Consider the following 25,251-nt stretch of genomic DNA (forward strand, 5'->3'; position numbering starts at 1 on the left):
TTCAGGCGCATTGCCGCGCGCGTGGGCCTGATCGGGGCGATCCGGCATCGTGCGCGGAACTCGTTGAGGGAATTGAAACGCAGGAAGGAATAGCTGGACGATGAGCTATCACGACGAACAAGAATCACTTGAAAGCGTAAAGGCCTGGTGGGCCAAATGGGGTAACACCACGACGTGGGTTGTGCTCGTGGCGCTCGTCATTGCGGCCGGGTACAACGGATGGAATTTCTGGCAGCGTCGTCAGGCCGCCGAGGCGTCGGTGCTTTACGACCATCTGCAGCAGGCAGTGGACGGAAACAATCAGGCGTTGGTCCAGCGCGTCGCGACGGACATGGAAGACAAGTTCGGCGGCACCGGCTACGCGCAGATGACCGCGCTCGCGGCCGCGAAATCGCTCTACATGGCGGGCAACACGGCTGGCGCGAAGGCGCAACTGCAATGGGCCATCGACCACGCGAAGGACGAAGAGTACAAGCAGATCGCGAAGCTGCGTCTGGCGCTCGTGCTGCTCGACGAGAAGAACTACGACGCGGGCCTGAAACTGCTCGCCGAGCAGCCTCTCGAAGCGTTCAAAGGCGTGATCGCGGACCGCCGTGGCGACCTGCTCGCAGCTCAAGGCAAACGCGACGACGCGCGCGCGGCCTACAAGGTCGCGCTGACGGCGCTGCCCGAGAACGACACGTCCGCCCGTCAGCTGATTCAGTTCAAGCTCGACGCGCTCGGCGGCTGATCCGGCTGGTTTCCAATCGGTTCGTCTTCGATCCCTGCCATCAGTCAATCAAGCCGCCCGCCACGGTGTCGCCATGAAGCGACGCGGCGGGCAGCGCCGATCAACCCAATTCACCAATTCATGTTGCGTCCACCGATGACATTTTTGAAACGCTACGCCGTGCCGCTCGCTTGCGCGATGACCGTCTTGTTGACCGCTTGCTCGTCGACCAAGGATGAACGCCGCGTGCCGGTACCGCTCGCGGAGTTCAAGCCGGTGCTGAACGTCAACCAGGCGTGGAAGGCAAGCGTCGGCAAGGCTGGCCGTTATCTGTTCTCGCCGGTCGCGGTCGGCGATTACGTTTATGCCGCGGGCGCGAACGGCTCCGTCGCTAAAATCGACGCGAAGACCGGTCAGGACGTCTGGCGCGTCAAATTGAAGGACGATCTGTCCGCGGGCGTCGGCAGCGACGGCAATCTCACGGCCGTGGGCGGTCTGAAGGGGCAGGTCGACGTGCTCGGCCCCGACGGCAAGCTGCTGTGGACAGCAACCGCGCCGGGCGAGATCGTTTCGCCGCCGCTGGTCGGCAACGATCTCGTGATCGTGCGTACGATCGACGGTAAGGTCATCGCGTTCAACGCGCAGACCGGCGAGCAGAAGTGGATCTTCCAGTTGCGCGCGGTGCCACTGAATCTGCGCGTCGCGGCCGGCATGACGTTCGCGGCCAATCAGGCTGTGCTCGCGGGCTTCCCCGGCGGCACGTTCGCGGCGATCAACCTGCAATCGGGCGATGCCTTCTGGCAAGCGCCGGTGTCGTATCCGAAGGGCGTGACCGAAGTCGAGCGCATCAACGACGTGACCGGCGCGCCGGGACTCGTCGGCGCGCAGACTTGCGCGGTGACGTTCCAGGGCCGTATCGGCTGCTTCGATGCAAATTCGGGCCGCCCGGTTTGGGAAAAGAACTTTTCGAGCGACAGCGGCCTGGCTCAGGACGAGCAGATCGTGGCCGCCGGCGACGACTGGTCGGTCGTCAATGCGTTCCGCGCGTCGGATGGCACGCCGCTCTGGAAGACGGACGTGCTGAAGAACCGCAGTGTCAGCGTGCCGTACATTCTCGGCCGCGCGGTCGTCGTGGGCGATTACAAGGGCTTCGTGCACTTCCTGAACGTGGAAAACGGCGAACTGATCGGCCGCGCGCCGACCGATGGCAGCGCGATCACCGCTGCGCCCGTGATGGCGGGCAACACGCTCGTCGTGCAGACGCATGACGGCGATCTCTACGGTTTCCGTCCGAGCAACTGATCGCAGCCGGACCGCGAGCGAGTCAGGCTTGCTCGCGGTCCTGAATAGCAAGCGCGCCGTCGATGTTGCGCGGCGCGGCAGGCTCGCCACGGCGAGCCGCACGAGAAAGAAGCGCTGCGTCATGCGCGCATCGCGATAAAACCCGCATGCAAAAGCAGGGTCGCAAGAACGAAGCGCGACGCGCGAAGGCGTCGTGCAAGAAGAGCCTCGAACGAGGCGGAACCGGCGAACGACCGCCGACGATCCGGCCGACCAGCGCGCCTCGCGTGCGGCAGGCCGAATCCATGCTAATTTTCGACAAGCGCAGCCATTGCGCGGCGTAGCGGAACGCAACGAGACGGTTGTACCGCCCGTTCCGCGTTCGCCTTGCGTTCAACCTTGAACAAAATCAGATGAAACCCGTGATTGCCCTCGTCGGGCGCCCCAATGTTGGGAAATCGACTCTTTTCAACCGGCTGACGCGCTCGCGCGACGCGCTCGTCGCGGATTTGCCGGGCCTGACGCGCGACCGTCATTACGGCGAAGGCCGTGTGGGCGGCGAACGCCCGTATCTCGTGGTGGACACGGGCGGCTTTGAGCCGGTGGCGAAGGACGGCATTCTGCACGAGATGGCGCGGCAGACGCGCCAGGCGGTGGAAGAGGCCGATATCGTCGTGTTCATCGTCGATGGACGCAATGGGCTCGCGCCGCAGGACAAGGCGATCGCCGACTATCTGCGCAAGACGGGCCGGCCGCTCTTTCTCGTCGTCAACAAGGCCGAAGGCATGAAGTACTCGGCGGTCGCGGCGGACTTCTACGAGCTCGGTCTCGGCGATCCGCGCGCGATCTCGGCGGCGCACGGCGACGGCGTCGTCGAAATGATCAACGACGCGCTGGATATCGCGTACAAGGATCAGCCGGAAGAGTCGGAAGACGAGAAGGCGAAACATGGCGTCAAGATTGCGATCGTCGGGCGTCCGAACGTCGGCAAGTCGACGCTCGTGAACACGCTGATCGGCGAAGAGCGGGTGATCGCGTTCGACATGCCGGGCACCACGCGCGATTCGATTTATGTTGATTTCGAGCGACAAGGCCGCAAATACACATTGATCGACACGGCCGGCCTGCGTCGGCGCGGCAAGGTGTTCGAAGCGATCGAAAAGTTTTCGGTCGTGAAGACGCTGCAGTCGATCGCGGATGCCAACGTCGTCATTCTTCTCCTCGATGCGCAGCAGGACATCTCGGAACAGGACGCGCATATCGCCGGTTTCGTGGTCGAGCAGGGCCGTGCGCTCGTGGTGGGCGTGAACAAGTGGGACGGTCTCGATTCGCATGTGCGTGAGCGCACGAAGTCGGACCTGACGCGCAAGCTCAAGTTTTTGGACTTTGCTAAATTCCACTACGTTTCGGCGCTGGAGAAGACGGGCATCGGCGCGTTGATGAAATCGGTCGACGACGCCTACGCCGCCGCGATGGCCAAGCTGCCGACGCCGAAGCTGACGCGCGCGCTCATCGAGGCGGTGGAATTCCAGCAGCCGCGCCGGCGTGGCCCGGTGCGTCCGAAGCTGCGCTACGCGCATCAGGGCGGGCAAAATCCGCCGATCATCGTCGTGCACGGCAACGCGCTCGACGCGATCACGGACACGTACAAGCGATATCTGGAAGGGCGCTTTCGCGAAACTTTTGGGCTCGCCGGCACTCCACTTCGCATAGAGTTTCGATCGAGTCGAAACCCTTACGCGGACAAGGAGTAAGAGCCGCGTGAAGCCTTACGCTTCGGTGCCGCTGGCCATTTGGCCGATCCGGCTACTGAAACGTAAAACAGCGAAAATCAGCTATAGTGTAGCGATTGTCGGCGGATCTCTTTTTCTTCGCCCACAATACTTCCAACCTGCAAAAAAACACGGAGTTTGCTATGAGCAACAAAGGGCAATTGTTACAAGACCCGTTTTTGAACGCACTGCGTAAAGAGCACGTGCCGGTCTCGATCTATCTGGTCAACGGCATCAAGCTCCAAGGGAACATTGAATCGTTCGACCAGTACGTCGTGTTGCTCCGAAATACGGTCACCCAGATGGTCTATAAGCACGCCATTTCGACGGTCGTGCCCGCTCGCCCGGTGAACTTCCACCCGGACGCTGAACCGTCCTAAACCTCGTCGCGGCCGGCGCGAGATTGCCACTTCTAATGCGAACATTAAGCAACTCGCCGGTCGCTTCAAATACTTAAACATATTAATTTGATTAACGCAGCGCTCGTCGGCATCGACTTCGGCAAGATCGATTTCGAAGCCAGTCTCGAAGAACTCAGTCTGCTCGCACAAAGTGCGGGCGCCCATCCCGCCGTCACGCTCACCGGCCGCCGTCAGAGTCCCGATGCCAAGATGTTCATCGGCAGCGGCAAGGTCGAGGAACTGCGTCTGCAGTGCGAAGCGAACGACGTCGAGCTCGTCATCTTCAATCACGCGCTCGCGCCCGCGCAGCAGCGCAATCTCGAAGTCGCGCTGAATCGCCGCGTGGTCGATCGCACGAGCCTCATTCTCGATATCTTCGCGCAGCGCGCCCGCAGTCACGAAGGCAAGCTGCAGGTCGAACTCGCGCAACTGCAATATCTGTCGACGCGCCTCATTCGCGCGTGGACTCACCTCGAACGGCAGAAGGGCGGCATCGGCCTGCGCGGTCCGGGCGAAACGCAGCTCGAAACCGACCGGCGTCTGATCGGCGAGCGCATCAAGGCGCTCAAGTCGCGTCTCGAGAAACTGCGCCGCCAGCACGGCACGCAGCGACGTCAGCGCGCGCGCAATCGCACGATGTCCGTGTCGCTCGTCGGCTATACGAACGCGGGCAAGTCCACCTTGTTCAACGCGCTCACGAAAGCGCAGGCGTACGCGGCGGACCAGCTCTTCGCCACCCTCGATACGACTTCGCGCCGCGTGTTCCTCGGCGAGGAAGCGGGCCATGTCGTCGTGTCGGATACCGTCGGGTTCATCCGCGAATTGCCGCACCAACTGGTCGCCGCATTCCGCGCCACGCTCGAAGAAACCATTCATGCGGACGTGCTGCTGCACGTCGTCGATGCATCGAGCGCGGTGCGCCTCGATCAGATCGATCAGGTGAACGAGGTGTTGCGCGGCATCGGCGCGGACAACATTCGACAGATTCTCGTCTTCAACAAGATCGATGCGGTGCCCGAGCTCGCGGCCCGTGGCGAAGCGGTTGAAAGGGACGAGTATGGTAATATTTCGCGCGTTTTCTTGAGCGCACGCACGGGTCAGGGGCTCGATGCGCTGCGCGCTGCCATCGCCGAAATAGCCACGGCGGAATCCGAAGAAACCGATGCGGGCCTACCCAGCGTGCTCGCCGAATTTCCGGGGCCGCACGAGGCGTCCGAAGCAACGCAATCCACGCAGTCCGGGTCAAACGCCATACACGACACGAACGCGCAGCCGGATGACCATCGGCCGGCCGTCGAGCGTGACAATCAAAAGGTTCCCGAGCACGGACACTGAGTGCCTTCGGAATTGCATCGACCCGGCGTCGACCCCGGCTGTCTAATGGTGAATCACCGAGTGAACGACTACAAAGAGCGGACTAACCGGCAAGCTGAGCCTGCCGTCTTTTCGATCAACGATCCGCGCTGGGGGCGGGGCGACGGCAATGGCGTGAAGAACGACTCGAAGCGTCCGCAGGACGGCAAGCGTCCGAACGGCAAGGACGAAGGTCCGCCCGATCTCGACGAGATGTGGCGCGAATTCAACCGCCGCATCGCGGGCGTGTTCGGCCGGAAGCCCGGCAACGGCGCGCCGCGCGAGAATGGCCGCGGCACGAAGATCGGGCTCGGCATCGTTATCGGCGTGCTTATCGCCATCTATCTCGGCAGCGGTGTGTTCGTCGTGCAGGACGGCCATGTCGGCGTCGTCTCCCAGTTCGGACAATATCGTCAGACGGTCGCGCAAGGCATCCACTGGCGTCTGCCGTATCCGTTCCAGTCGAGCGAGATCGTCGATACGTCGCAGATCCGCTCCGTCGAAGTCGGGCGCGGCACCGCGCTGTCGCAAGGCAACGTGCGCGACGCGTCGCTGCTGACGAACGACGCGGATATCGTCGACGTGCGCTTCGCCGTTCAATACCAGATCAAGTCGCCCACCGATTTCCTGTTCCGCAGCATCAACGCCGACGACAGCGTCACGCAAGCGGCGCAGTCGGCGATCCGCGAGATCGCCGGCAGTCTTTCGACGGACGACATGCTCTACAAGGATCGCGAAGCGCTCCGCGCGCGCCTCATCGAAACGATCCAGCGCTCGCTCGATACCTATCGCACCGGTCTGCAAGTGACGGGCGTCGCCGTGCAAAGCGTGCAGGTGCCGCAACAGGTGCAGTCGGCGTTCGAGGAAGCGGCGCGCGTGCGTCAGGACAACGAGCGCGCCCGCGATACGGCGCAAGCCTACGCGGATCAATTGTTGCCGCGCGCGAAGGCCGATGCCGCCAAGCTGATCGACGAGGCGAGGGCGTACAGCAATCGCGAAGTCACGCAGGCGCAGGGCGACGCGGAGCGCTTCAAAGAGGTGTACGCGGAATATTCGAAGGCGCCCGCGGTCATTCGTCAACGCATGTACCTGGACACGATGCAGCAGATCTACTCGCGCACGACGAAGGTGTTCGTCGATAGCAAGGCCGGCAATAACGTGGTGTATCTGCCGCTCGACAAGCTCGTCGAGGCCAATCGACAGCAGGTGAAGGAATCGGCGGATGCCGCCAGCGGCGCGGTGGCGTCGGGCGCGTCGGAAGCGCCTCAGGCGCGCGCGCAGGGCGCGGCGAGCGCATCGGCGCCGGCCGCGGTTGCGCCGGCCAGCGCGGCCAGCGGCGCGAGCGCCAATGCCGGCGGCGATCCGCTGCGTTCGCGCGATGCGTTCCGCTCCCGCAGTCGTCAAGACGACCTGCAATAAGGAGCGCGACATGAATCGAATTTTTGCGCTCATCGTCGCTGTCGTGATCGTGCTGTTCATCGGATCGTCGATGATCTTCACCGTCGACGAACGGCATGCCGCCGTCGTCGCCGCGCATGGCGAAGGCAATCCGCGTCTCGAAGGCCCGGGGCTGCATTTCAAGCTGCCGCCGCCGTTCCAGACGCTCACGCTCATCGACACGCGTACGCTCACCATCGACGAATCCGGCGCCGATCGTTTCTCGACATCGGACAAGAACGAAGTGCTGGTGAACACGGTGATCAAGTATCGCGTCGCCGATCCCTTGAAGCTCTTCGAAAGCAACGAGAAGAACACGCAGACGGCCGAGGAACGCATCACCGCGCTCACGCGCACCGCGCTCGCGAGCGGCTTCGCGAAGCGCTCGCTGACGGACGCGCTCGGCAATCAGCAGGCCATCGAAACCGACGCGCAAAAGAGCGTGGAAGGCGCGGCCGCGGCATTCGGCGTGCAAATGGTCGATTTGCAGATGACGCGCATCGACTTCCCGCCGGCCGTAGCGGATGCGGTCTACAAGCGCATGATTGCGGCGCGCCAGCAGGCGGCGGCGAACGAGCGCGCGAAGGGCACGGCGGAGGCGGACAAGATCAAGGCCGACGCCGAGCGCACGCAGCAGGCGATTCTCGCCGACGCGTACAGCCAGGCGCAGTCGATCAAGGGCGAAGGAGACAGCAAGGCGGCGGCCATAGCGGCCGATGCGTACGGACGCGATCCGCAGTTCTACCAGTTCTATCAGAGCCTCGAAGCGTATAAGAAGACGTTCAAGCCGGGCGACGTCATCGTCGTCGATCCGAGCAGCGACTTCTTCCGCTTCATGAAGAGCCCGACCGGCGGCGCGGCTGACACGCCGGCTCCGGCCACGGTGAAGCGCTGATCCCGTGCGCGCGCCGCGCGGCCAGCCTGTGCTGGCTGCGTGGCCTATAAAAATCCCTTGGACATGGCCGAGACGTTACTGCTCGCTCTTGCGTTGATGCTGATCATCGAAGGTATGTTTCCCTTCGTTTTTCCGACCGCGTGGCGCGACACTTTTCGCCGCATCGCGGAGCGGCCGACGCACCACATCCGCATCGGCGGGCTGGTCGCGATGGTGCTCGGCCTGATCCTGCTCCTGATCGCGACGTGAGCCGCGCCCGGCAGCATCGCACCGTTTCGCCTATCTTGTTTCTATCTTTTCGTCCCTGACCGACGAGCGCCACGCACGAAGCGTCGAGCCTCGCGTCCCGTAGGAATCGCATCGATGTCCACCTGGTTACTTCCCGAGAATATCGCCGACGTTCTGCCGTCGGAAGCCCGCAAGATCGAAGAGTTGCGCCGCCGTCTGCTCGACCGTTTCCGGTCCTACGGCTACGAACTCGTCATGCCGCCGATGCTCGAGTATCTCGAATCGCTGCTGACGAGCGGCGGAAGCGACCTGAATCTGCGCACCTTCAAGCTCGTCGATCAGCTGTCCGGGCGCACGCTCGGCCTGCGCGCGGACATCACGCCGCAGGTGTCGCGCATCGACGCGCATCTGCTGAATCGTCAGGGCGTGACGCGTCTGTGCTACGCGGGCGTCGTGCTGCATACGCGTCCGCGCGGCCTGCACGCCACGCGCGAGCAGATTCAGATCGGCGCGGAAATCTACGGGCACGCGGGACTGGAAGCGGATCTCGAGATCCAGCAATTGATGCTCGACTCGCTGCATCTCGCAGGTCTGACGAAAGTGCGTCTCGATCTGTGTCACGCGGGTGTGCTTGCCGCGTTGCTGGAACTCGAGCCGGCCGCGGCGTCGCTCGGCGAGGCGCTCTACGACGCGCTCGCGAGCAAGGACGTGCCGCGCCTCCACGAACTGACCGCGCATCTCGGACAGGTACCGCGCGAGGCGCTGCGCGCGCTGCCGTCGCTGTACGGCGATGCGTCGGTGCTGCAGATCGCGCGTGGCCGTCTGCCGAATCTGCCGGTGATCGCGCGCGCGCTCGACGATCTCGCGTTTCTCGCAGGGCAAGTCGAAGGCGCGGAACTGATGATCGATCTCGCGGACTTGCGCGGCTATGCGTATCACAGCGGCGTGATGTTCTCGGCTTACGTCGATGGCGTGCCGAACGCGGTCGCGCGCGGCGGCCGGTACGACGACGTCGGTCTGGCCTACGGCCGTGCGCGGCCCGCGACGGGCTTTTCGCTCGATCTGCGCGAAGTGGCGCGCATTTCCCCGGTCGACGCGCGCGGTAGCGCGATCCTCGCACCGTGGAAGCACGACGAGCCGCTGCGCGCGGCGATTCTCGCGCTCCGCGACGCGGGCGAAGTGGTGATCCAGGCGCTGCCCGGCCATGAACACGATCTGGACGAATTCGCGTTCGATCGCGTGCTCGTCGAACGTGACGGCAAGTGGACGGTCGAAACCCGCCCCTGAAGCGGCCAGCGCATACAGTCGCTTGATCGGCAAGGGATTTTGCTTAGCCGATTCCAATCGCGCGAGCGTGACGAAATCGCGAAACGCGTCCCGAAAAACTCGGAACCTTTCGCGAACATAGGTAAAATACGTTTTTAACCAGCTAACGAATCAACATGTCTGCCAGTGCAGTGAATGTGAACCCGGGGCGCAACGTCGTCGTGGTGGGCACCCAGTGGGGTGATGAGGGCAAGGGCAAGATCGTCGACTGGCTGACGGACCACGCCCAAGGCGTCGTGCGCTTCCAGGGCGGTCACAACGCCGGCCATACGCTCATCATCGGCGGCAAGAAGACCATTCTGCGCCTCATTCCGTCGGGCATCATGCGCGCGGGCACGGCCTGTTACATCGGCAATGGCGTCGTGTTGTCGCCGGAAGCGCTGTTCAAGGAAATCGACGAACTGGAAGCGGCTGGCATCGACGTCCAGAAGCGCCTTTTCATTTCCGAAGCCGCCACGCTCGTTCTGCCGTACCACGTTGCCATCGACCAGGCGCGCGAAGCCAAGCGCGGCGCCGGCAAGATCGGCACGACCGGCCGCGGCATCGGCCCGGCGTACGAAGACAAGGTCGCGCGTCGCGGCTTGCGCGTGCAGGATCTCTTCGACCGTGCGGTGTTCGAGGAACGCCTGCGCGAAGCGCTCGACTTCCACAACTTCGTGCTGACGCAATACCTCGGCGCGAAAGCCGTCGATTTCCAGGAAACGCTCGACACGATGCTCGGCTATGCCGACCGTCTCGCGCCCATGGTCACGGACGTCTCCCGCCGCCTCTACGACGCGAACCACACCGGCAGCAATCTGCTGTTCGAAGGCGCGCAAGGCACGCTGCTCGATATCGACCACGGCACGTATCCGTTCGTCACGTCGAGCAACTGCGTCGCGGGCGCGGCAACGGCCGGCGCGGGCATCGGGCCGCAGCGTCTGAACTACATTCTCGGCATCACGAAGGCGTATTGCACGCGCGTCGGCTCGGGCCCGTTCCCGAGCGAGCTGTACGATGCCGACAATCCGCAACGCCAGGAAAAGGTCGGCCTGGATCTCGCGACCGTCGGCAAGGAATTCGGTTCGGTCACGGGCCGTCCGCGCCGCACCGGCTGGCTCGACGCCGCCGCGCTGCGCCGTGCGATCCAGATCAACGGCGTCTCGGGCTTGTGCATCACGAAGCTCGACGTGCTCGACGGCCTCGATGAAGTGAAGCTCTGCACCGGCTACACGCTCGACGGCAAGCCGGTCGATATCCTGCCGCGCGGCGCATCGGAAGTCGCGCGTTGCGAGCCGGTATACGAAACGTTCGGCGGCTGGAAGGAAAGCACCATCGGCATCACGCAATGGGACGGCCTGCCGGAGAACGCGCGCGCCTATCTCACGCGCGTGCAGGAAGTCGCGGGCGTGCCGATCGACATGGTGTCGACCGGTCCGGACCGTGACGAAACCATCCTGCTCCGTCATCCGTTCAAGGTCTGAGCGCGACAAGCGCCTCGACCGCAACCGGACGCTGTAAAGAATGTGGCCGCATCTGCGGCCACATTTCGTATATAACCTAAGCATTTGAAAGAGTCTCACCATGATCGCGATGACGGACCCGCGCAACGACGACAAGAACCTCTGGGTCGGCTGGGATGAATACCACCGGCTGATCGAACTGCTCGCACTGAAGGTGCACGAGTCGGGCTGGAAGTTCGACAAGATCCTATGCCTCGCGCGCGGCGGCCTGCGCGTGGGCGACCAGCTCTCGCGCATCTACGACCTGCCGCTCGCCATTCTCGCAACGAGCTCGTACCGCGAGGCGGCGGGCACGGAGCAGGGCGATCTCGACATCGCGCAATACATCACGATGACGCGCGGCGATCTGTCCGGCAACGTGCTGCTCGTCGACGATCTGGTCGATTCGGGCGTCACGCTCGCACGCGTGCAGGAGCATCTGAAGGAACGTTATCCGGCAATCACGGCCGTGCGCTCCGCGGTGCTCTGGTACAAGGCATGCTCCAAGGTCAAGCCCGACTATCACGTTCAGCATCTTGAAACGAATCCGTGGATTCATCAGCCGTTCGAGGAGTGGGACACGGTCCGTCCGCACAACCTCGGCGCATGGATCAAGCGCGGCACGCAAAACGGCCGCGGCTGAGCGCCACGGCCTGACCGTTCGCGCCGATAACGCCGTTCGCCTGGCACCAAGCCGGGCGCAACGGCGTTTTTCATTGGCTGCAGCGAACAGCGAAGCGCGAAGGATTGTGTCCGACGCGCTTGCCGACGCGTGCGAGGCGCGATGCTACACTCTCAATCGCGTCTCTCGTGGCGCTGCAGCAACACGAGAGACGGCATCTTGGCGTGCGACGTTAGATAGAATGGCGTTCGTTTCTTTCCGCTCTGGACGGATATCTCGCTTTTATGACTAACACGACTCACGCGCACGAGCATAAACAACCATTGCCCTCGCTTGCGCTCGCGGCCATCGGCGTCGTTTTCGGCGACATCGGCACGAGTCCTCTCTACTCATTGAAGGAAGCCTTTAGCCCGTCGCACGGCATCGGCCTGTCCGAGGCGTCGATTCTCGGCGTCATCTCATTGCTCTTCTGGGCGATCGTCATGGTCGTCGCCGTCAAGTACGTGCTCTTCGTCATGCGCGCCGACAACAACGGCGAAGGCGGCGTGTTCGCAATGACGACGCTCGCGCTGCGCAGCGTGAGAGAGGCCGGCAAGGTCTCCGGCGTGCTCATGATGCTCGGCATCTTCGGCGCATGCATGTTCTATGGCGATGCGGTCATCACGCCCGCGATGTCGGTGCTCTCGGCAGTCGAAGGTCTGGAGATCGCGGCGCCCAAACTCACGCCCTACGTGCTGCCGATCACGATCGTCATCCTGATCCTGCTCTTCTGGATTCAGCGCCACGGCACGGCAGTGGTCGGCAAGCTCTTCGGCCCGATCATGGTCGTGTGGTTCGCGACGCTCGCTGTGCTCGGCGCCGCGCATATCGTGATCGAGCCGCGCATCATCGTCGCGCTCAATCCGTACTACGCGATTTCCTTCATGGCGCAGCACGTATTGCAGGCGTATATCGTGCTCGGGTCGGTCGTGCTCGTGCTGACCGGCGCGGAAGCGCTGTACGCGGACATGGGTCACTTCGGCGTGAAGCCGATCCGTTACGGCTGGTATGGCTTCGTGATGCCGTCGCTGCTGCTGAACTATTTCGGCCAGGGCGCGTTGCTGATGCACGATCCGAAGGCAATAGAGAATCCGTTCTTCCTGCTCGCGCCCGACTGGGCTTTGCTGCCGCTCGTGATCCTGTCGACGGTCGCGACGGTGATCGCATCGCAGGCGGTCATTTCCGGCGCGTATTCGCTGACGAGCCAGGCGATCCAGCTCGGCTACGTGCCGCGCATGAAGATCCTGCATACCTCGGAGCTCGCGATCGGCCAGATCTACATTCCGCTCGTCAACTGGATGCTGCTTTTCATCATCCTGTGCATCGTCATCGGCTTCAAGAGCTCGGAGAATCTTGCCGCCGCGTACGGTCTGGCCGTCACCGCGACCATGTTGACGACCACGATCCTCGTGTCGGTCGTGATGGTGAATCTGTGGGGCTGGAACCGCTGGCTCGTCGGCGGGATGATCGCCGTGTTCCTGATGATCGACATCGGCTTTTTCGGCGCGAGCCTGCTGAAAGTCGAGCAGGGCGGCTGGCTGCCGCTGTGCATCGGCGGGGCGCTCTTCTTCCTGCTGATGACCTGGTACAAGGGCCGCATGATCGTGAAGGACCGCACGGCCGCGGACGGCATTCCGCTGATGCCGTTTCTGCAGGGCCTGCTCGCGCATCCGCCGCATCGCGTGTCGGGCACGGCGATCTATCTCACCGGCAGCGATTCGCTCGTGCCCGTGAGCCTGCTGCACAATCTCAAGCACAACAAGGTGCTGCACGAGCGCACCATTTTCATGAACTTCACGACGCGTGACATTCCTTACGTCGACGACGCGCATCGTCTCCAAGTGAAGGACATCGGCGGCGGGCTGTTCCTCGTGAAGGCGGCGTACGGTTTCAACGAGACGCCGGACGTGAAGGCCGTGCTCGAACAGATCACGCGCACCCACGCAATGACCTTCGAGCTGATGGACACGTCGTTCTTCATGGCGCGCGAGACAGTCGTGCCGACGGAACTGCCGGGCATGTCGGTGTGGCGCGAGCGCGTGTTCGCGTGGATGCATCAGAACGCGGCGAAGCCCACCGATTTCTTTAGCATTCCCGCAAATCGCGTGGTGGAGCTGGGCACGAAGATCGAAATCTGACGCTGCATCGTTGCGAAGCGCAAAAAGACAACCCCACGTCGCAAGACGTGGGGTTTTTTGCTGACGCCGTGAGGCTTTATCGTTTCAGTTTTGCGAACGCCGCTGCCATCGCGCCGGCCGGTTCCGGCTCGCGACGCTGTTGCGGACGCTGACCCGACCGACGATCCTGACCGCCGCCGCGCTGCGAACCCGCGCCGCCGCCCGCGCCCGATGAAGCCGGAGCGAAGTCGTCGTCCAGACGCATGGTGAGGGCGATGCGCTGGCGCTTCACGTCTACCTCCAGCACTTTCACCTTCACGACCTGACCGGCCTTCACGACTTCGTGCGGATCCTTGATGAACTTCGTTGACATCGCCGAGACGTGCACGAGGCCGTCCTGATGCACGCCGATATCCACGAACGCGCCGAACGCCGCCACGTTCGTCACTACGCCTTCGAGGATCATGCCCGGCACGAGATCCGAAATCTTCTCGATGCCTTCCTTGAACGTCGCCGTCTTGAACTCGGGGCGCGGATCGCGGCCCGGCTTTTCAAGCTCGGCGAGAATGTCGCGCACGGTCGGCAGGCCGAAACTATCGTCGACGAATTCGGTCGGCGAGAGACCGGTCAACGCTTCGCGCTTGCCGAGCACATCGCCGATATGCTTCTTGATCTTCGCGAGAATGCGCTCGACGACGGGATACGCTTCCGGGTGCACCGACGAGCGATCGAGCGGATTCTCGCCGTTGTTGATGCGCAGAAAACCGGCTGCCTGCTCGAAGGTCTTGTCGCCCAAACGCGGCACCTTCTTCAGATGCTCGCGCGACGGGAACGGCCCGTTGGCATCGCGAAAATCGACTATATTGCGCGCGAGCGTCGCGTTCAGTCCCGACACGCGCGCGAGCAGCGCGACGGAGGCCGTGTTCGCATCGACGCCGACGGCGTTCACGCAATCCTCGACGACAGCATCGAGCGAACGCGCGAGTTCGCGCTGATTCACGTCGTGCTGATACTGGCCGACGCCGATCGCCTTGGGTTCGATCTTGACGAGCTCCGCGAGCGGATCCTGCAGACGCCGCGCGATGGAAACCGCGCCGCGCAGCGAGACGTCGAGTTCCGGAAACTCCTTCGCGGCGAGTTCGGACGCCGAATACACCGACGCGCCCGCTTCCGACACGACGATCTTCTGCAGCTTCAGTTCCGGATGCTTCGCGATGAGTTCGCTCGCGAGCTTGTCGGTTTCGCGCGAGGCCGTGCCGTTACCGATCGAGATGAGTTCCGCTTGCGTGGCTTGCGCGATGCGCGCGAGCTTCGCGAGGGAGCCGTCCCAGTCGCGGCGCGGCTCGTGCGGATAGATAGTGTCGGTCGCGAGCAGCTTGCCGGTGCGATCGACGACCGCCACCTTCACGCCCGTACGCAGGCCGGGATCGAGGCCGATCACGGCCTTCGGACCCGCGGGCGCGGCGAGCAGCAAGTCCTTCAGGTTGCGCGCGAACACGCGAATGGCTTCGTGCTCGGCTTCTTCGCGCAATTGCGTGAGCAGTTCGGTTTCGATATGCGGCTGAACCTTCACGCGCCAGCACCAGCGGCAGACGTCGGCGAGCCATTTGTCGGCAGCGCGTGAGCGGTTCACGATGCCGAAGTGGCCCGCGATCATCGCTTCGCACGGATGCGGAATCTGCGCGTCGAGTTCTTCGCCCAAGCCCAGCTTGACGCTCAGCACGCCTGCGTTGCGGCCACGGAACAGCGCGAGCGCGCGGTGCGACGGCACGGTGCGGATCGTTTCGCTGTAGTCGTAGTAGTCGCGGAATTTTTCGCCTTCCTCGCCTTCCTTGCCGTCCACCACCTTCGACATGACGAGTCCCTGATTGAACAGATGCTCGCGCAGCTTGCCGAGGATCTCGGCGGTTTCGCCGAACTGCTCGGAGAGGATGTCGCGCGCGCCGTCGAGCGCGGCTTTGGTATCGGCGACGCCTTTTTCCGCATCGACGAATTTCGCGGCTTCCGTTTGAGGATCGAGCGTGGGATCGGCGAGGAGCGCCTGCGCGAGCGGCTCGAGACCGGCTTCGCGGGCGATTTGCGCGCGCGTGCGCCGCTTGGGCTTGTACGGCAGATAGAGGTCTTCCAGCACCTGCTTGCTGTCGGCGCTTTCGATGGCGCCGCGCAGTTCGTCGGTGAGCTTGCCTTGCTCGTCGATGCTTTGCAGGATGGCCGCGCGGCGATCTTCGAGTTCGCGCAAGTAGAGCAGGCGCTCTTCGAGCGTGCGCAGTTGCGTGTCGTCGAGATTGCCGGTGACTTCCTTGCGATACCGGGCGATGAACGGGACAGTCGAGCCTTCGTCGAGAAGCTGCACGGCGGCGGCGACCTGGCGCGGCTGCACGGTGAGTTCGGTGGCAATGCGCTGTACGATCTTGAGTGCTACGGTTTCCGTCATGATTCTGCGCTGTCTGCGGCTCGCCGGCGAGATCCGCGCCGTGTGCGCGGCTTCGCGAAAGCGAGGCGCCGCGGGCGGGTGACGCTGTGACGAGCCAGGTTCGGACCGGGTTGCTGAAGCGGGGGATTTTGCCATAAATGGCGAAGCGCTCCGGCGTGCGGTGATAGAATTTGGGCATCGCACGAGCCGTTTTGCGCCTGATTCTTTATCACGTTGCCGTCCATCCATTTGCCCAACTTTCGCCTTCCAAACGTGCCGGTTGCCGCGGCGGTTTTGCTGCTTTGCGCAGCGGGCGCATTCGCGCCGCAGCGCGCGCTCGCTCAAGCCGCCAAGCCCGTCGATCCGGACACGTCCGTGAGTGCTCGTGCCCCGGATGCAGCGGCTCAGCCAAGCGCCGATGATTCCCTCCAAGCCGATTTCGCCCAGCGCCAGAAGGTGCTCGACCGGCGCACCGAGGAAAACAACTACCGCTACGGCGTGAAAGAGCACGACTGCTATAGCAAGTTCTTCGTGAATCATTGTCTGGACAACGCGCGCAACGAGATGCGCGAGACGCGCCAGCAGATCCGCCAGGAACAGCTCGCGCTCGACGACGAGCAGCGCGCCGAGCGGGCGAAGCAACGCGATCAGCAGAAGGCGATCAAGCGGGCGCAATACGAGGCCGAAGCGCCGCAGCGCGCGGCGAACGAGAAAGCGAGCCAGCAGGCCTACGAGGACAGGCAACGTCAGAACGCGCTGGCCGCCGCCCAGCGCGAAGCCGAAGCGCCGCAACGCGCGGCCAACCAGGCGGCGTACGACCGCAAGCAGGCGGACTACCAGAAGCAACTCGACGAAGCGCGCGCGCGCGGCGTGCAGGACGCGCAGGACCGCGAGCAAAAGGCGCAGCGCTACGAGCAGAAGCAGCAGGAAGCCGCGCAGCATCGCGCGGAAGTCGAAGCGCGTCAGAAAGAAGCCGCGAGAAAAGCGCAGGAAAAGGCGCAGCAGCAAGAGCAGCAGCGCCAGGAGCAATTGAAACTGCAGCAGCAGCAACAACAGCAGCAAGGTAAATAGGGCAGTCGGGCTCGTCGAACGGGCCCGCGCCAAGTGGATGAAAGGAGGCGAGCATGCAGCAGCGCTTTAGTGAATCCCCGCGCGCACCCCGACAACCCGCCATGGATGCCGCCCTGCTGCGCGATCGCATCGCGCAGTTGCAGGACGAGCATCACAGTCTGGACACGCTGATCGACAAGATGTCCGGCATCGATGACCTCGAGCTGAGGCGCCTGAAAAAGCGCAAGCTCAAGGTGAAAGACACCATACTCCTGCTGCAATTGCAGCTTGACTCGGACGCGCACTGAACGCCGCGTGCCCGCCGCGAGCGCGTGCTGCGACGGCGCCTCGCGTGCGCGGCCGCGCCGAAACCCGCAGGATTTAGCACGCCTTGAACTCACCCGCACAACCCAGTGATGACGCGAACGCGCCGCTCGCGCTGACCGATAAACGCGGCGTCGAGCTGGACGCCATCTTTTCCGCGCAAGGTCTGCTCGCACGCGCGATCGACGGTTATCGGCCGCGTGCATCGCAGATCGAAATGGCGCGTTCCGTCGCCGCCGCGATGGAAGCGTCCGGCCGCGCAATGCCCGAGCCCGCGATGTTCGAGGCGCAGCGCCGCCCGGCGCGCAAGCTCGGCCCGTCCGACAAACCCTATGCGCCCGACGAGCAGCCGGCCGATGACATCGGCATCGCGACGGCGAAGGCGGCTATCGACGGCGGCGAGAACACGCTCATCGTCGAGGCGGGCACGGGCACCGGCAAGACGTACGCGTATCTCGTGCCGGCGATGCTGTGGGGCGGCAAGGTCATCGTGTCGACGGGCACGAAGCATCTGCAGGATCAGCTTTTTCAGCGCGACATTCCGACCGTGCGCGACGCGCTCGCCGTCCCGGTTTCGGTCGCGATGCTCAAAGGCCGCGCCAACTATCTGTGTCACTACTATCTGGAGCGCACCGCGGACAACGGCCGTCTGCCGACGCGCCAGGACACGTCGCATCTACAGGAGATCGTCCGTTTCGCGAAGATCACGCGCACCGGCGACAAGGCCGAACTCGCGAGCGTGCCGGAGAATTCGCCCGTCTGGCCGATGGTCACGTCCACGCGCGACAACTGTCTCGGCCAGGAATGCCCGCACTACAAGGAATGCTTCGTGATGCAGGCGCGCAAGGAGGCGCAGCAGGCGGACATCGTCGTGGTGAATCACCATCTGTTCTTCGCCGATGTGATGCTGCGCGACACCGGCATGGCCGAGCTTCTGCCGACGGCGAACACGATCATCTTCGACGAAGCGCATCAGTTGCCCGAAACCGCGACACTCTTCTTCGGCGAGACGCTTTCGACGACGCAACTGCTCGAACTCGCCCGCGATACCGTCGCCGAAGGTCTGTCGCACGCGCGTGACGCCGCCGACTGGACCAAGCTCGGCGCGGCGCTGGAGCGCGCCGCGCGCGACGTGCGGCTCGCGTTCAAGGAAGATTCGGTGCGTCTGTCGCTCGGCCAGTTGCCGGACGACCATCCGATCTTCGAGGCGCTCGACACGCTCGAGACGCATCTTTCGGCGCTTGCCGCGGCGCTGTCCTCGCATGCGGAACGCGCCGAATCGTTGCAGGCGCTCGTGCGCCGCGCGCGCGAGTTGCAGGATCTGCTCGCGGGCTGGACGACGCCGCCGACATCGCTCGAACGCGCCGTCGTCGCGGATGAGGACGTCGCGAAGGAGGCCGCGAAGGAAGAGCCGAACGAAATGGTGCGCTGGATCGAGGTGTTTTCGCACACGGTGCAGTTGCACGAAACGCCGCTTTCGGTCGCGCCGATCTTCGCGAAGCAGCGCGCAGGCGTGCCGCGCGCGTGGATTTTCACGTCCGCGACGCTCTCGGTGCGCGGCGACTTCACGCATTACGCGGCGCAGATGGGCCTTAACGCGCGCCGTTCGATGACGCTGCCGAGCCCGTTCGATTATCCGTCGCAAGGGCTTTTGTACGTGCCGCGCAATCTGCCGCAACCGTCGTCGCCGCAATTCACCGATGCCGTCTTCGATGCCGCGCTGCCGGTGATCGAATCGGCGGGCGGCGGCGTGTTCGTGCTGTGCACGACGCTGCGCGCGGTCGACCGCATCGCCAATCGCATGCGCGATGTGATCGAGCGGCGCGGCTGGGACAATCCGCTGCTCGTGCAGGGCGATGCGAGCCGCACCGAACTGCTCGACCGTTTCCGCGCCTATGGCAACGCGATCCTAGTGGGCAGCCAGAGCTTCTGGGAAGGCGTCGATGTGCGCGGCGATGCGTTGTCGCTCGTCGTCATCGACAAGCTGCCGTTCGCGCCGCCCGACGATCCGGTGCTGGCCGCGCGCCTCGACGCGCTGACGAAGAAAGGTTTGAGCCCGTTCGCCGTGCATCAGTTGCCGCAGGCGGTCATCACGCTCAAGCAGGGCGCGGGGCGGCTGATTCGCGCGGAGACGGATCGCGGCGTGCTGATGATCTGCGACACGCGGCTCGTCGACAAGCCTTACGGCCGGCGCATCTGGCAAAGCCTGCCGCCGTTCAAGCGCACGCGCGAGCTGGACGTGGTGCGCGAGTTTTTCAGCGATGCCGCGAAGTGGAAGACGGAACTGGCCGAATAAGCATCGGGTTCGCAATTCTCGTCGACATGAAAAAACGGCCGGTGATCAACCGGCCGTTTCGCTTTTTGCTTTCTGGACTACCAGATCTGATACCACGGCTTGTCAGCGCCCGCGCGCCGCTTGCCGGTGACATACGGGCTGTCCGGGAACGTCGCTGCGAGCACGCGCTTGGTGTCGTCGGCGAGTTGCGGCTGATCGAGACGCTCGTACGACAGCATCATGATGTGCAGCGCGTCTTCGGTTGCCGGCGCGTTCTTGTACTCGCGAATGGCGAGCTGCGCGCGGTTGATCGCGGCCACATAAGCGCCACGGCGATAGTAATAATCGGCGGCGTGCACTTCATGCGATGCGAGCGCGTTCACGATATAGCGCATGCGCTGCGCGGCATCGGGCGCGTACTTGCTTTGCGGATACTTGTCGACGACGACCTTGAACGCGTCGTAGGACTCGCGCAGCGACTTCGGATCGCGCTCGCTCATGTCCTGACCCGAGAAGCGGCCGAAGAGGCCCAAGTCGTCGTTGAAGTGGATCATGCCCTTGAGATAGTACGCATACGCGATTTCGGGATGATCCGGGTGCAGCTTGATGAAACGGTCGATGGCCTGGTCGGCGTTGGCGGTTTCGCCGTCCTTCCAGTTGCAGTACGCGACGTTGATCTGCGCCTGCTGTGCGAAATGGCCGAACGGATCGCGGCCTTCGAGCCCTTCGAAATACTTCGCGCACTTGCCCCAGTCGCTGCCGGATAGCGCGTCCTGGGCCTCCGTATATAATTTGTTGTTATTCCATGTTGCCGTTTCGTCGGTCTTCTCGGGCAGGCCGTGACAGGCCGTGACGATGGCGACGCTCGCGGCCAGCGCCAGATACTTGATCGATTGACGCATCGAGAGATGAATGGTGTTGAAGGCTCGCATCAGTGCTTGCTGTTCCTGGCTGAATCTAGTTGATTCTTCGCTGTTCTAGCTGTTTTTCCGGCGCGGCTGTTCTTCCATGCCGCCGAATCTCGTTCAAATGACCCGCTCAAGTACTCGTCGTACCAAAGACCAACTCAAAGATTATAGCCCATGCGCTACCCCCGACGACGCAGCGCAGGCCGATTCGGGCGGCGGCGCGGCTCGCGAAGCGCCGCGCACGGCCCGCGTGCCCGACGAGCTCGCGGGCGACCGGCTCGACAAGGTGCTCGCGAAAATCTTCCCCGAGTTCTCGCGCAGCCGGTTGCAGGGCTGGATCGAGGAAGGGCGCGTGCTGGTCGACGGCGCGGGCGCGAAAGTGCGCCAGCCCGTCCCGCTCGGCGCGACGATCACGCTCGTCCCCGACCTTCTGCCCGAGCAGCTCGCGTTCGCGCCGGAGCCGGTGCCGCTGCATATCGTCTATGAGGACGAGGCGCTCGTCGTCATCAACAAGCCCGCGGGCATGGTCGTGCATCCGGCCGCGGGCAACTGGAGCGGCACGCTGCTCAACGGCCTGCTGCATCGTTACGGCGATGCCGCCGCCGGGCTGCCGCGCGCGGGCATCGTGCATCGGCTGGACAAGGAAACGTCCGGGCTGATGGTCGTCGCGCGCACGCTCGAGGCGCAAACCGACCTCGTGCGGCAGTTGCAGGCGCGGACGGTGAAACGCCGCTACGTCGCGTTCGTGTGGGGCAACATGCCCGACGAAGGCACGATCGACGCGCCCATCGGCCGCGATCCGCGCGAGCGCACGCGCATGGCGGTGGTAAAGACTGCGTCGGGAAAGCCCGCGCGCACGCATTTCCGCACCATCGACCGCACGACGTGGCACGGCCAGCCCGTCAGCGCCATCCATTGCGATCTGGAAACCGGCCGGACGCATCAGATTCGCGTGCATTGCGCGCATATCCAGCATCCGCTGCTGGGCGACCCGGTGTACGGGCACGCGCGCGGCAAGCGGTCGGTCAAGCCGCTGCCCAACGAATTCGCGCGACAGGCGCTGCACGCGTGGCGCCTCGGCTTGATCCATCCCGCGACGGGCAAGGAAGTGCACTGGCGCGCGGACGTTCCCGAAGACATCGCGACGCTCGCCGCGGAGCTCGGCTTCGGACAGGACGAAGAAGTCGAGTTCGATGAGGACGACGATTTCGCCGAAGTCTATGAAATGGGCGAAGGCGAAGAAGGCGACTGGGACGACGAAGATTACGAGGACGACGAAGCATGACGCGCGACGCTGCCGATTTGCCATCGAAAGACTGTCTCTGGCCGCAATGGAACGTGTCGCCGCGCGTGCGGGCATTCGTCACGACGCGTAATGGCGGCGTGAGCGATGCGCCTTATGGCGGCGGCGAGCCCGGCGCGGGCGGCCTCAATCTCGGTTTTTCCACGGGCGATGCGCCTGACGCGGTGAAGGAAAATCGCCGCCGCGCGCTCGCGTTGACGGGTTCGCGCGAAGCCGCGTGGCTCGAGCAGATCCACGGCACGGAAGTCGTGGAGGCGGGCGCCGTCATCGAGCGCCTCGCGCAGGGCGAGCGCACGCGCGCCGACGCCAGCGTGACGGATCGCGCGGGCGTTGTGTGCGTCGTGATGACGGCCGATTGTCTCCCGGTGCTGTTTTGCGACAACGACGGCCGCGCGGTCGGCGCCGCGCACGCGGGTTGGCGCGGTCTCGCGGGCGGCATCATCGAAAAGACGGGCGAGCGCGTCGCGTCGCTCGCGGGCGTGCCGGCCTCGTCGCTCAACGCGTTTCTCGGGCCGGCCATCGGGCCGCAGGCGTTCGAAGTGGGCGAAGACGTGCTCGACGCCTTCATCGCGGCGTCGCAAGAGGATCGCCGCGACGCGACGCGCGCCGCGTTCCGTCCCGTCGGCGGCGCACCGGCCAAGTATTTCGCCGATATCTACGCGCTCGCGCGTATGCGTCTTGCCGATCTAGGCATCGATGCCGCGCGCGTTCACGGCGGCACGCATTGCACCGTCACGGAAAAAGAGCGCTTTTATTCATATCGACGCGATCGCGTGACGGGCCGCATGGCCGCAATGATCTGGCTCAATGAATGACCATTGTCATTAGTGTTGGAACATACCCAACTATCGTTTCTTGCCTATGACGAAGCCCCTTGCGAACGCAACATTTCGCATGGGGGAAAACGATAATTAAAAAAATATCGCACTGCGGCAAAATCGGGACGAAGCATTGACATGCCTGACATCCTAGAGCAAGAATGTTCCTGGAATTCAATCAATCGGGCACGGCGTAGCAAGGCTCAGACTTGCCACGCGCATAAGGCGCACCAACACTTGCGCGCTGGTCGAGGAAAGCCCGGCGATGCCTGCATCAGCAATCCAAGTCTTCCGAGACTCACAGGTCAATAGCGGGTATGGCTTCCAAATCTACTTCCTCATCTTCCCGCTCCCGTTCCGCCGACAGCACCTCGGCAGAAGCATCCGCCGAAACGACTGGCGTACAGCAGGCGTTCGATCAATGGCTGAACGCGTGGCGCAGCGTCGCCGATCCCGCGCAGTGGTCGAAATTCACTCCGCAGACGAATAGCGCGAATGATGCGGCCGCGGCGGCGGCATCGCCGTTCGCTGCTTTCAGTGCATTCGCCAACGGATTTCCGAACGGATTTCCGTCGACGGCATTCCCGTCGTTTCCGATGTCCGGCGCCATGCCGCAGATGCCCGATTTCACGAAGATGAACGGCATGGCGGAATTCGCCAAACTCGCGAGCAGCATGCCGGGCTTCGGCGCGGCGATGCAGGGGTTGCCCACGTTGCCGAAGATTCCGACCGCCGCGATCGCGCCCGAGCGTCTGCACGAGTTGCAGAGCAACTATTCGCGCGATGCCGCCGAGTTGCTCAAGCAGGCGGGCGCGCAGAGCATCGATCCGTCGGCGCTGAAGGATCGTCGCTTCACCGACACCGCATGGCAATCCACGCCGGCATATGCGTTCACCGCCGCGTGGTATCTGCTGAACGCGCGCTATCTGCAGGAACTCGCCGACGCCGTGCAGAGCGATCCGAAGACGCGCGAGCGCATCCGCTTCACGGTGCAGCAGTGGGCGGCCGCGGCCGCGCCGAGCAACTTCCTCGCGCTCAATCCCGACGCGCAGAAGACGCTCATCGAAAGCAAGGGCGAGAGCCTGCGCCAGGGCATGTTGAACCTGCTCGCCGACATGCAGCGCGGCAAGATTTCGCAGTCGGACGAATCGCGCTTTCTCGTCGGCAAGAACATCGCATCGACGGAAGGCTCGGTCGTGTACGAGAACGAACTCGTGCAACTGATCCAGTACAAGCCGCTCGCGCCGAAGGTGTATGCGCGCCCGCTTCTGATCGTGCCGCCTTGCATCAACAAGTTCTACATTCTCGATCTGTCGCCGGAAAGCTCGCTCGTGCGCTATGCGCTCGAAGAAGGGCATCAGGTGTTCATCCTGTCGTGGCGCAACGCGGATCAGTCGATCGCGCACAAGACGTGGGACGACTACGTCGAACAAGGCGTGCTGGAGACGATCGGCGTCGTGCAGGAGATCACGGGCGAAGACAAGATCAACACGCTCGGTTTCTGCATCGGCGGGACGCTTCTCGCGACCGCGCTCGCGGTGGCGGCGGCGCGCGGCGAGGAACCGGCCGCATCGATGACATTGCTCACCTCGATGCTCGACTTCTCGGATACCGGCGTGCTCGACGTGTTCGTCGACGAGGCGCACGTGCAGATGCGCGAGCAGGCGATCGGCGGCAAGAACGGCGCGCCAGCCGGTCTCATGCGCGGCATCGAGTTCGCGAATACGTTCTCGTATCTGCGACCGAACGATCTGGTGTGGAATTACGTCGTCGATAACTATCTCAAGGGCCGCACGCCGCAAGCGTTCGATCTGCTCTTCTGGAACAGCGATTCGACGAACCTGCCCGGCCCGATGTGCGTCTGGTATCTGCGCAACACGTATCTCGAGAACAAGCTGAAAACGCCGAATGCGCTGAAGGTGTGCGGCGAGCCGGTCGACCTGTCGCGTCTCACGGTGCCGACCTTCATCTACGGCTCGCGCGAAGATCACATCGTGCCGTGGAAATCGGCCTATGCGTCCGCGCCGATTCTCTCCGGACCGCAGACCTTCGTGCTCGGCGCGTCGGGGCATATCGCGGGCGTGATCAATCCGCCGTCGAAGAACAAGCGCAGCTTCTGGATGATCGACAGCAACGACGGGCATCTGCCCGAGAACCCCGACGCGTGGTTCGATGCCGCCGCCGAGCATCCCGGAAGCTGGTGGCCGACCTGGTCGAAGTGGCTCGCCGCGAACGCGGGCGAGCAGGTCAAGGCGGGCGCGGCGCAGGGATCGAAGACTTACCCGGTGATCGAGGCCGCCCCCGGCCGTTACGTGCTGGAACGCGACTTCTGAGCGGCGCGTGACCGTGCGCGCGAGCGCATGGAACCGTTCGTAGCCGCATTAACATTCGATGCCAAGAGGAAACTGAAATGACTGACGTAGTGATCGTATCGGCCGCGCGTACGGCGGTAGGCAAATTCGGCGGCTCGCTCGCGAAAATCGCGGCGCCGGAACTCGG

21 protein-coding genes are annotated in these 25,251 nt (G+C 63.8%); 18 read left to right on the forward strand and 3 right to left on the reverse strand.

Features of this window, described 5'->3' with window-relative positions; genetic code table 11:
* Positions 1-100: 100 nt before the first annotated feature.
* The 12 genes from BG60_RS30300 (at position 101) to BG60_RS30355 (ending at position 13,682) form a co-directional block, all read left to right on the forward strand.
* Complete coding sequence (locus BG60_RS30300) at positions 101-730, forward strand: tetratricopeptide repeat protein (protein ID WP_008349377.1); 630 nt, start codon at positions 101-103, stop codon at positions 728-730.
* A gap of 135 nt (positions 731-865) precedes the next feature.
* Positions 866-2,011: an outer membrane protein assembly factor BamB gene (gene bamB, locus BG60_RS30305; RefSeq protein WP_008349379.1), complete on the forward strand. Its 1,146-nt coding sequence runs from the start codon at positions 866-868 to the stop codon at positions 2,009-2,011.
* Between the two features lie 392 nt (positions 2,012-2,403).
* The gene (der, locus tag BG60_RS30310) at positions 2,404-3,744 is read left to right on the forward strand and encodes a ribosome biogenesis GTPase Der (RefSeq protein ID WP_008349381.1); all 1,341 of its coding nucleotides are present in this window, start codon (positions 2,404-2,406) and stop codon (positions 3,742-3,744) included.
* Between the two features lie 161 nt (positions 3,745-3,905).
* Complete coding sequence (gene hfq, locus BG60_RS30315; RefSeq protein WP_008349383.1) at positions 3,906-4,142, forward strand: RNA chaperone Hfq; 237 nt, start codon at positions 3,906-3,908, stop codon at positions 4,140-4,142.
* Between the two features lie 87 nt (positions 4,143-4,229).
* A complete protein-coding gene (gene hflX / locus BG60_RS30320) occupies positions 4,230-5,498 on the forward strand; it encodes a GTPase HflX (protein WP_008349385.1) in 1,269 nt (422 codons plus the stop codon).
* Between the two features lie 60 nt (positions 5,499-5,558).
* On the forward strand, positions 5,559-6,935 hold the full coding sequence (gene hflK / locus BG60_RS30325; RefSeq protein ID WP_008349387.1) for an FtsH protease activity modulator HflK: 1,377 nt from the start codon (positions 5,559-5,561) through the stop codon (positions 6,933-6,935).
* 10 nt (positions 6,936-6,945) lie between these two features.
* On the forward strand, positions 6,946-7,848 hold the full coding sequence (gene hflC / locus BG60_RS30330; protein WP_008349390.1) for a protease modulator HflC: 903 nt from the start codon (positions 6,946-6,948) through the stop codon (positions 7,846-7,848).
* A 57-nt stretch (positions 7,849-7,905) separates the two neighbouring features.
* Entirely contained in the window at positions 7,906-8,097 is a 192-nt protein-coding gene (locus tag BG60_RS30335) for a DUF2065 domain-containing protein (RefSeq protein WP_033536382.1), read from the forward strand.
* Positions 8,098-8,211: 114 nt separating this feature from the next.
* Complete coding sequence (locus BG60_RS30340; protein WP_008349394.1) at positions 8,212-9,363, forward strand: ATP phosphoribosyltransferase regulatory subunit; 1,152 nt, start codon at positions 8,212-8,214, stop codon at positions 9,361-9,363.
* 155 nt (positions 9,364-9,518) lie between these two features.
* On the forward strand, positions 9,519-10,865 hold the full coding sequence (locus BG60_RS30345) for an adenylosuccinate synthase (RefSeq protein ID WP_008349396.1): 1,347 nt from the start codon (positions 9,519-9,521) through the stop codon (positions 10,863-10,865).
* Between the two features lie 100 nt (positions 10,866-10,965).
* Positions 10,966-11,526: a phosphoribosyltransferase gene (locus BG60_RS30350; RefSeq protein WP_008349397.1), complete on the forward strand. Its 561-nt coding sequence runs from the start codon at positions 10,966-10,968 to the stop codon at positions 11,524-11,526.
* 263 nt (positions 11,527-11,789) lie between these two features.
* Complete coding sequence (locus BG60_RS30355; RefSeq protein WP_034473738.1) at positions 11,790-13,682, forward strand: potassium transporter Kup; 1,893 nt, start codon at positions 11,790-11,792, stop codon at positions 13,680-13,682.
* Between the two features lie 76 nt (positions 13,683-13,758).
* On the opposite strand, the gene BG60_RS30360 is transcribed toward BG60_RS30355, so the two are convergent.
* Positions 13,759-16,095: a Tex family protein gene (locus tag BG60_RS30360; RefSeq protein WP_034473741.1), complete on the reverse strand. Its 2,337-nt coding sequence runs from the start codon at positions 16,093-16,095 to the stop codon at positions 13,759-13,761.
* Between the two features lie 213 nt (positions 16,096-16,308).
* Here BG60_RS30360 and BG60_RS30365 point away from each other — a divergent pair, with 213 nt between their 5' ends.
* The 3 genes from BG60_RS30365 to BG60_RS30375 all read left to right on the forward strand — a co-directional run bounded on the left by BG60_RS30365 (position 16,309) and on the right by BG60_RS30375 (position 19,744).
* On the forward strand, positions 16,309-17,145 hold the full coding sequence (locus BG60_RS30365; RefSeq protein WP_051996708.1) for a flotillin family protein: 837 nt from the start codon (positions 16,309-16,311) through the stop codon (positions 17,143-17,145).
* A 101-nt stretch (positions 17,146-17,246) separates the two neighbouring features.
* Positions 17,247-17,432, forward strand: a complete 186-nt coding sequence (locus BG60_RS30370; protein ID WP_008349403.1) for a DUF465 domain-containing protein — start codon at positions 17,247-17,249, stop codon at positions 17,430-17,432.
* Positions 17,433-17,515: 83 nt separating this feature from the next.
* Positions 17,516-19,744, forward strand: a complete 2,229-nt coding sequence (locus tag BG60_RS30375; RefSeq protein ID WP_008349405.1) for a DNA repair helicase YoaA — start codon at positions 17,516-17,518, stop codon at positions 19,742-19,744.
* Positions 19,745-19,821: 77 nt separating this feature from the next.
* Here BG60_RS30375 and BG60_RS30380 read toward each other — a convergent pair whose 3' ends face one another.
* Positions 19,822-20,655 carry an outer membrane protein assembly factor BamD gene (locus BG60_RS30380; RefSeq protein WP_008349407.1) on the reverse strand — a complete coding sequence of 278 codons (834 nt, stop codon included), beginning with the start codon at positions 20,653-20,655 and terminating at the stop codon, positions 19,822-19,824.
* Between the two features lie 97 nt (positions 20,656-20,752).
* Between BG60_RS30380 and BG60_RS30385 the strand changes: the two genes are divergently transcribed.
* Both BG60_RS30385 and pgeF read left to right on the forward strand, forming a co-directional pair.
* Positions 20,753-21,916: an RluA family pseudouridine synthase gene (locus BG60_RS30385; protein WP_081851903.1), complete on the forward strand. Its 1,164-nt coding sequence runs from the start codon at positions 20,753-20,755 to the stop codon at positions 21,914-21,916.
* On the forward strand, positions 21,913-22,749 hold the full coding sequence (pgeF, locus tag BG60_RS30390) for a peptidoglycan editing factor PgeF (RefSeq protein WP_034473743.1): 837 nt from the start codon (positions 21,913-21,915) through the stop codon (positions 22,747-22,749). Before BG60_RS30385 ends, pgeF begins: the two co-directional genes overlap by 4 nt.
* A 421-nt stretch (positions 22,750-23,170) precedes the next feature.
* Here pgeF and BG60_RS39755 read toward each other — a convergent pair whose 3' ends face one another.
* Positions 23,171-23,398 carry a hypothetical protein gene (locus BG60_RS39755; protein WP_241484910.1) on the reverse strand — a complete coding sequence of 76 codons (228 nt, stop codon included), beginning with the start codon at positions 23,396-23,398 and terminating at the stop codon, positions 23,171-23,173.
* On the opposite strand from BG60_RS39755, the gene phaC reads away from it, so the two are divergent.
* Positions 23,397-25,085, forward strand: coding sequence for a class I poly(R)-hydroxyalkanoic acid synthase (gene phaC, locus BG60_RS30395; protein WP_239295303.1), 1,689 nt, complete (start codon positions 23,397-23,399; stop codon positions 25,083-25,085). The genes BG60_RS39755 and phaC overlap by 2 nt on opposite strands.
* The last annotated feature ends 166 nt before the right edge of the window (positions 25,086-25,251 follow it).

The organism is Caballeronia zhejiangensis (genome assembly GCF_000698575.1).
GTDB lineage: Bacteria > Pseudomonadota > Gammaproteobacteria > Burkholderiales > Burkholderiaceae > Caballeronia > Caballeronia zhejiangensis.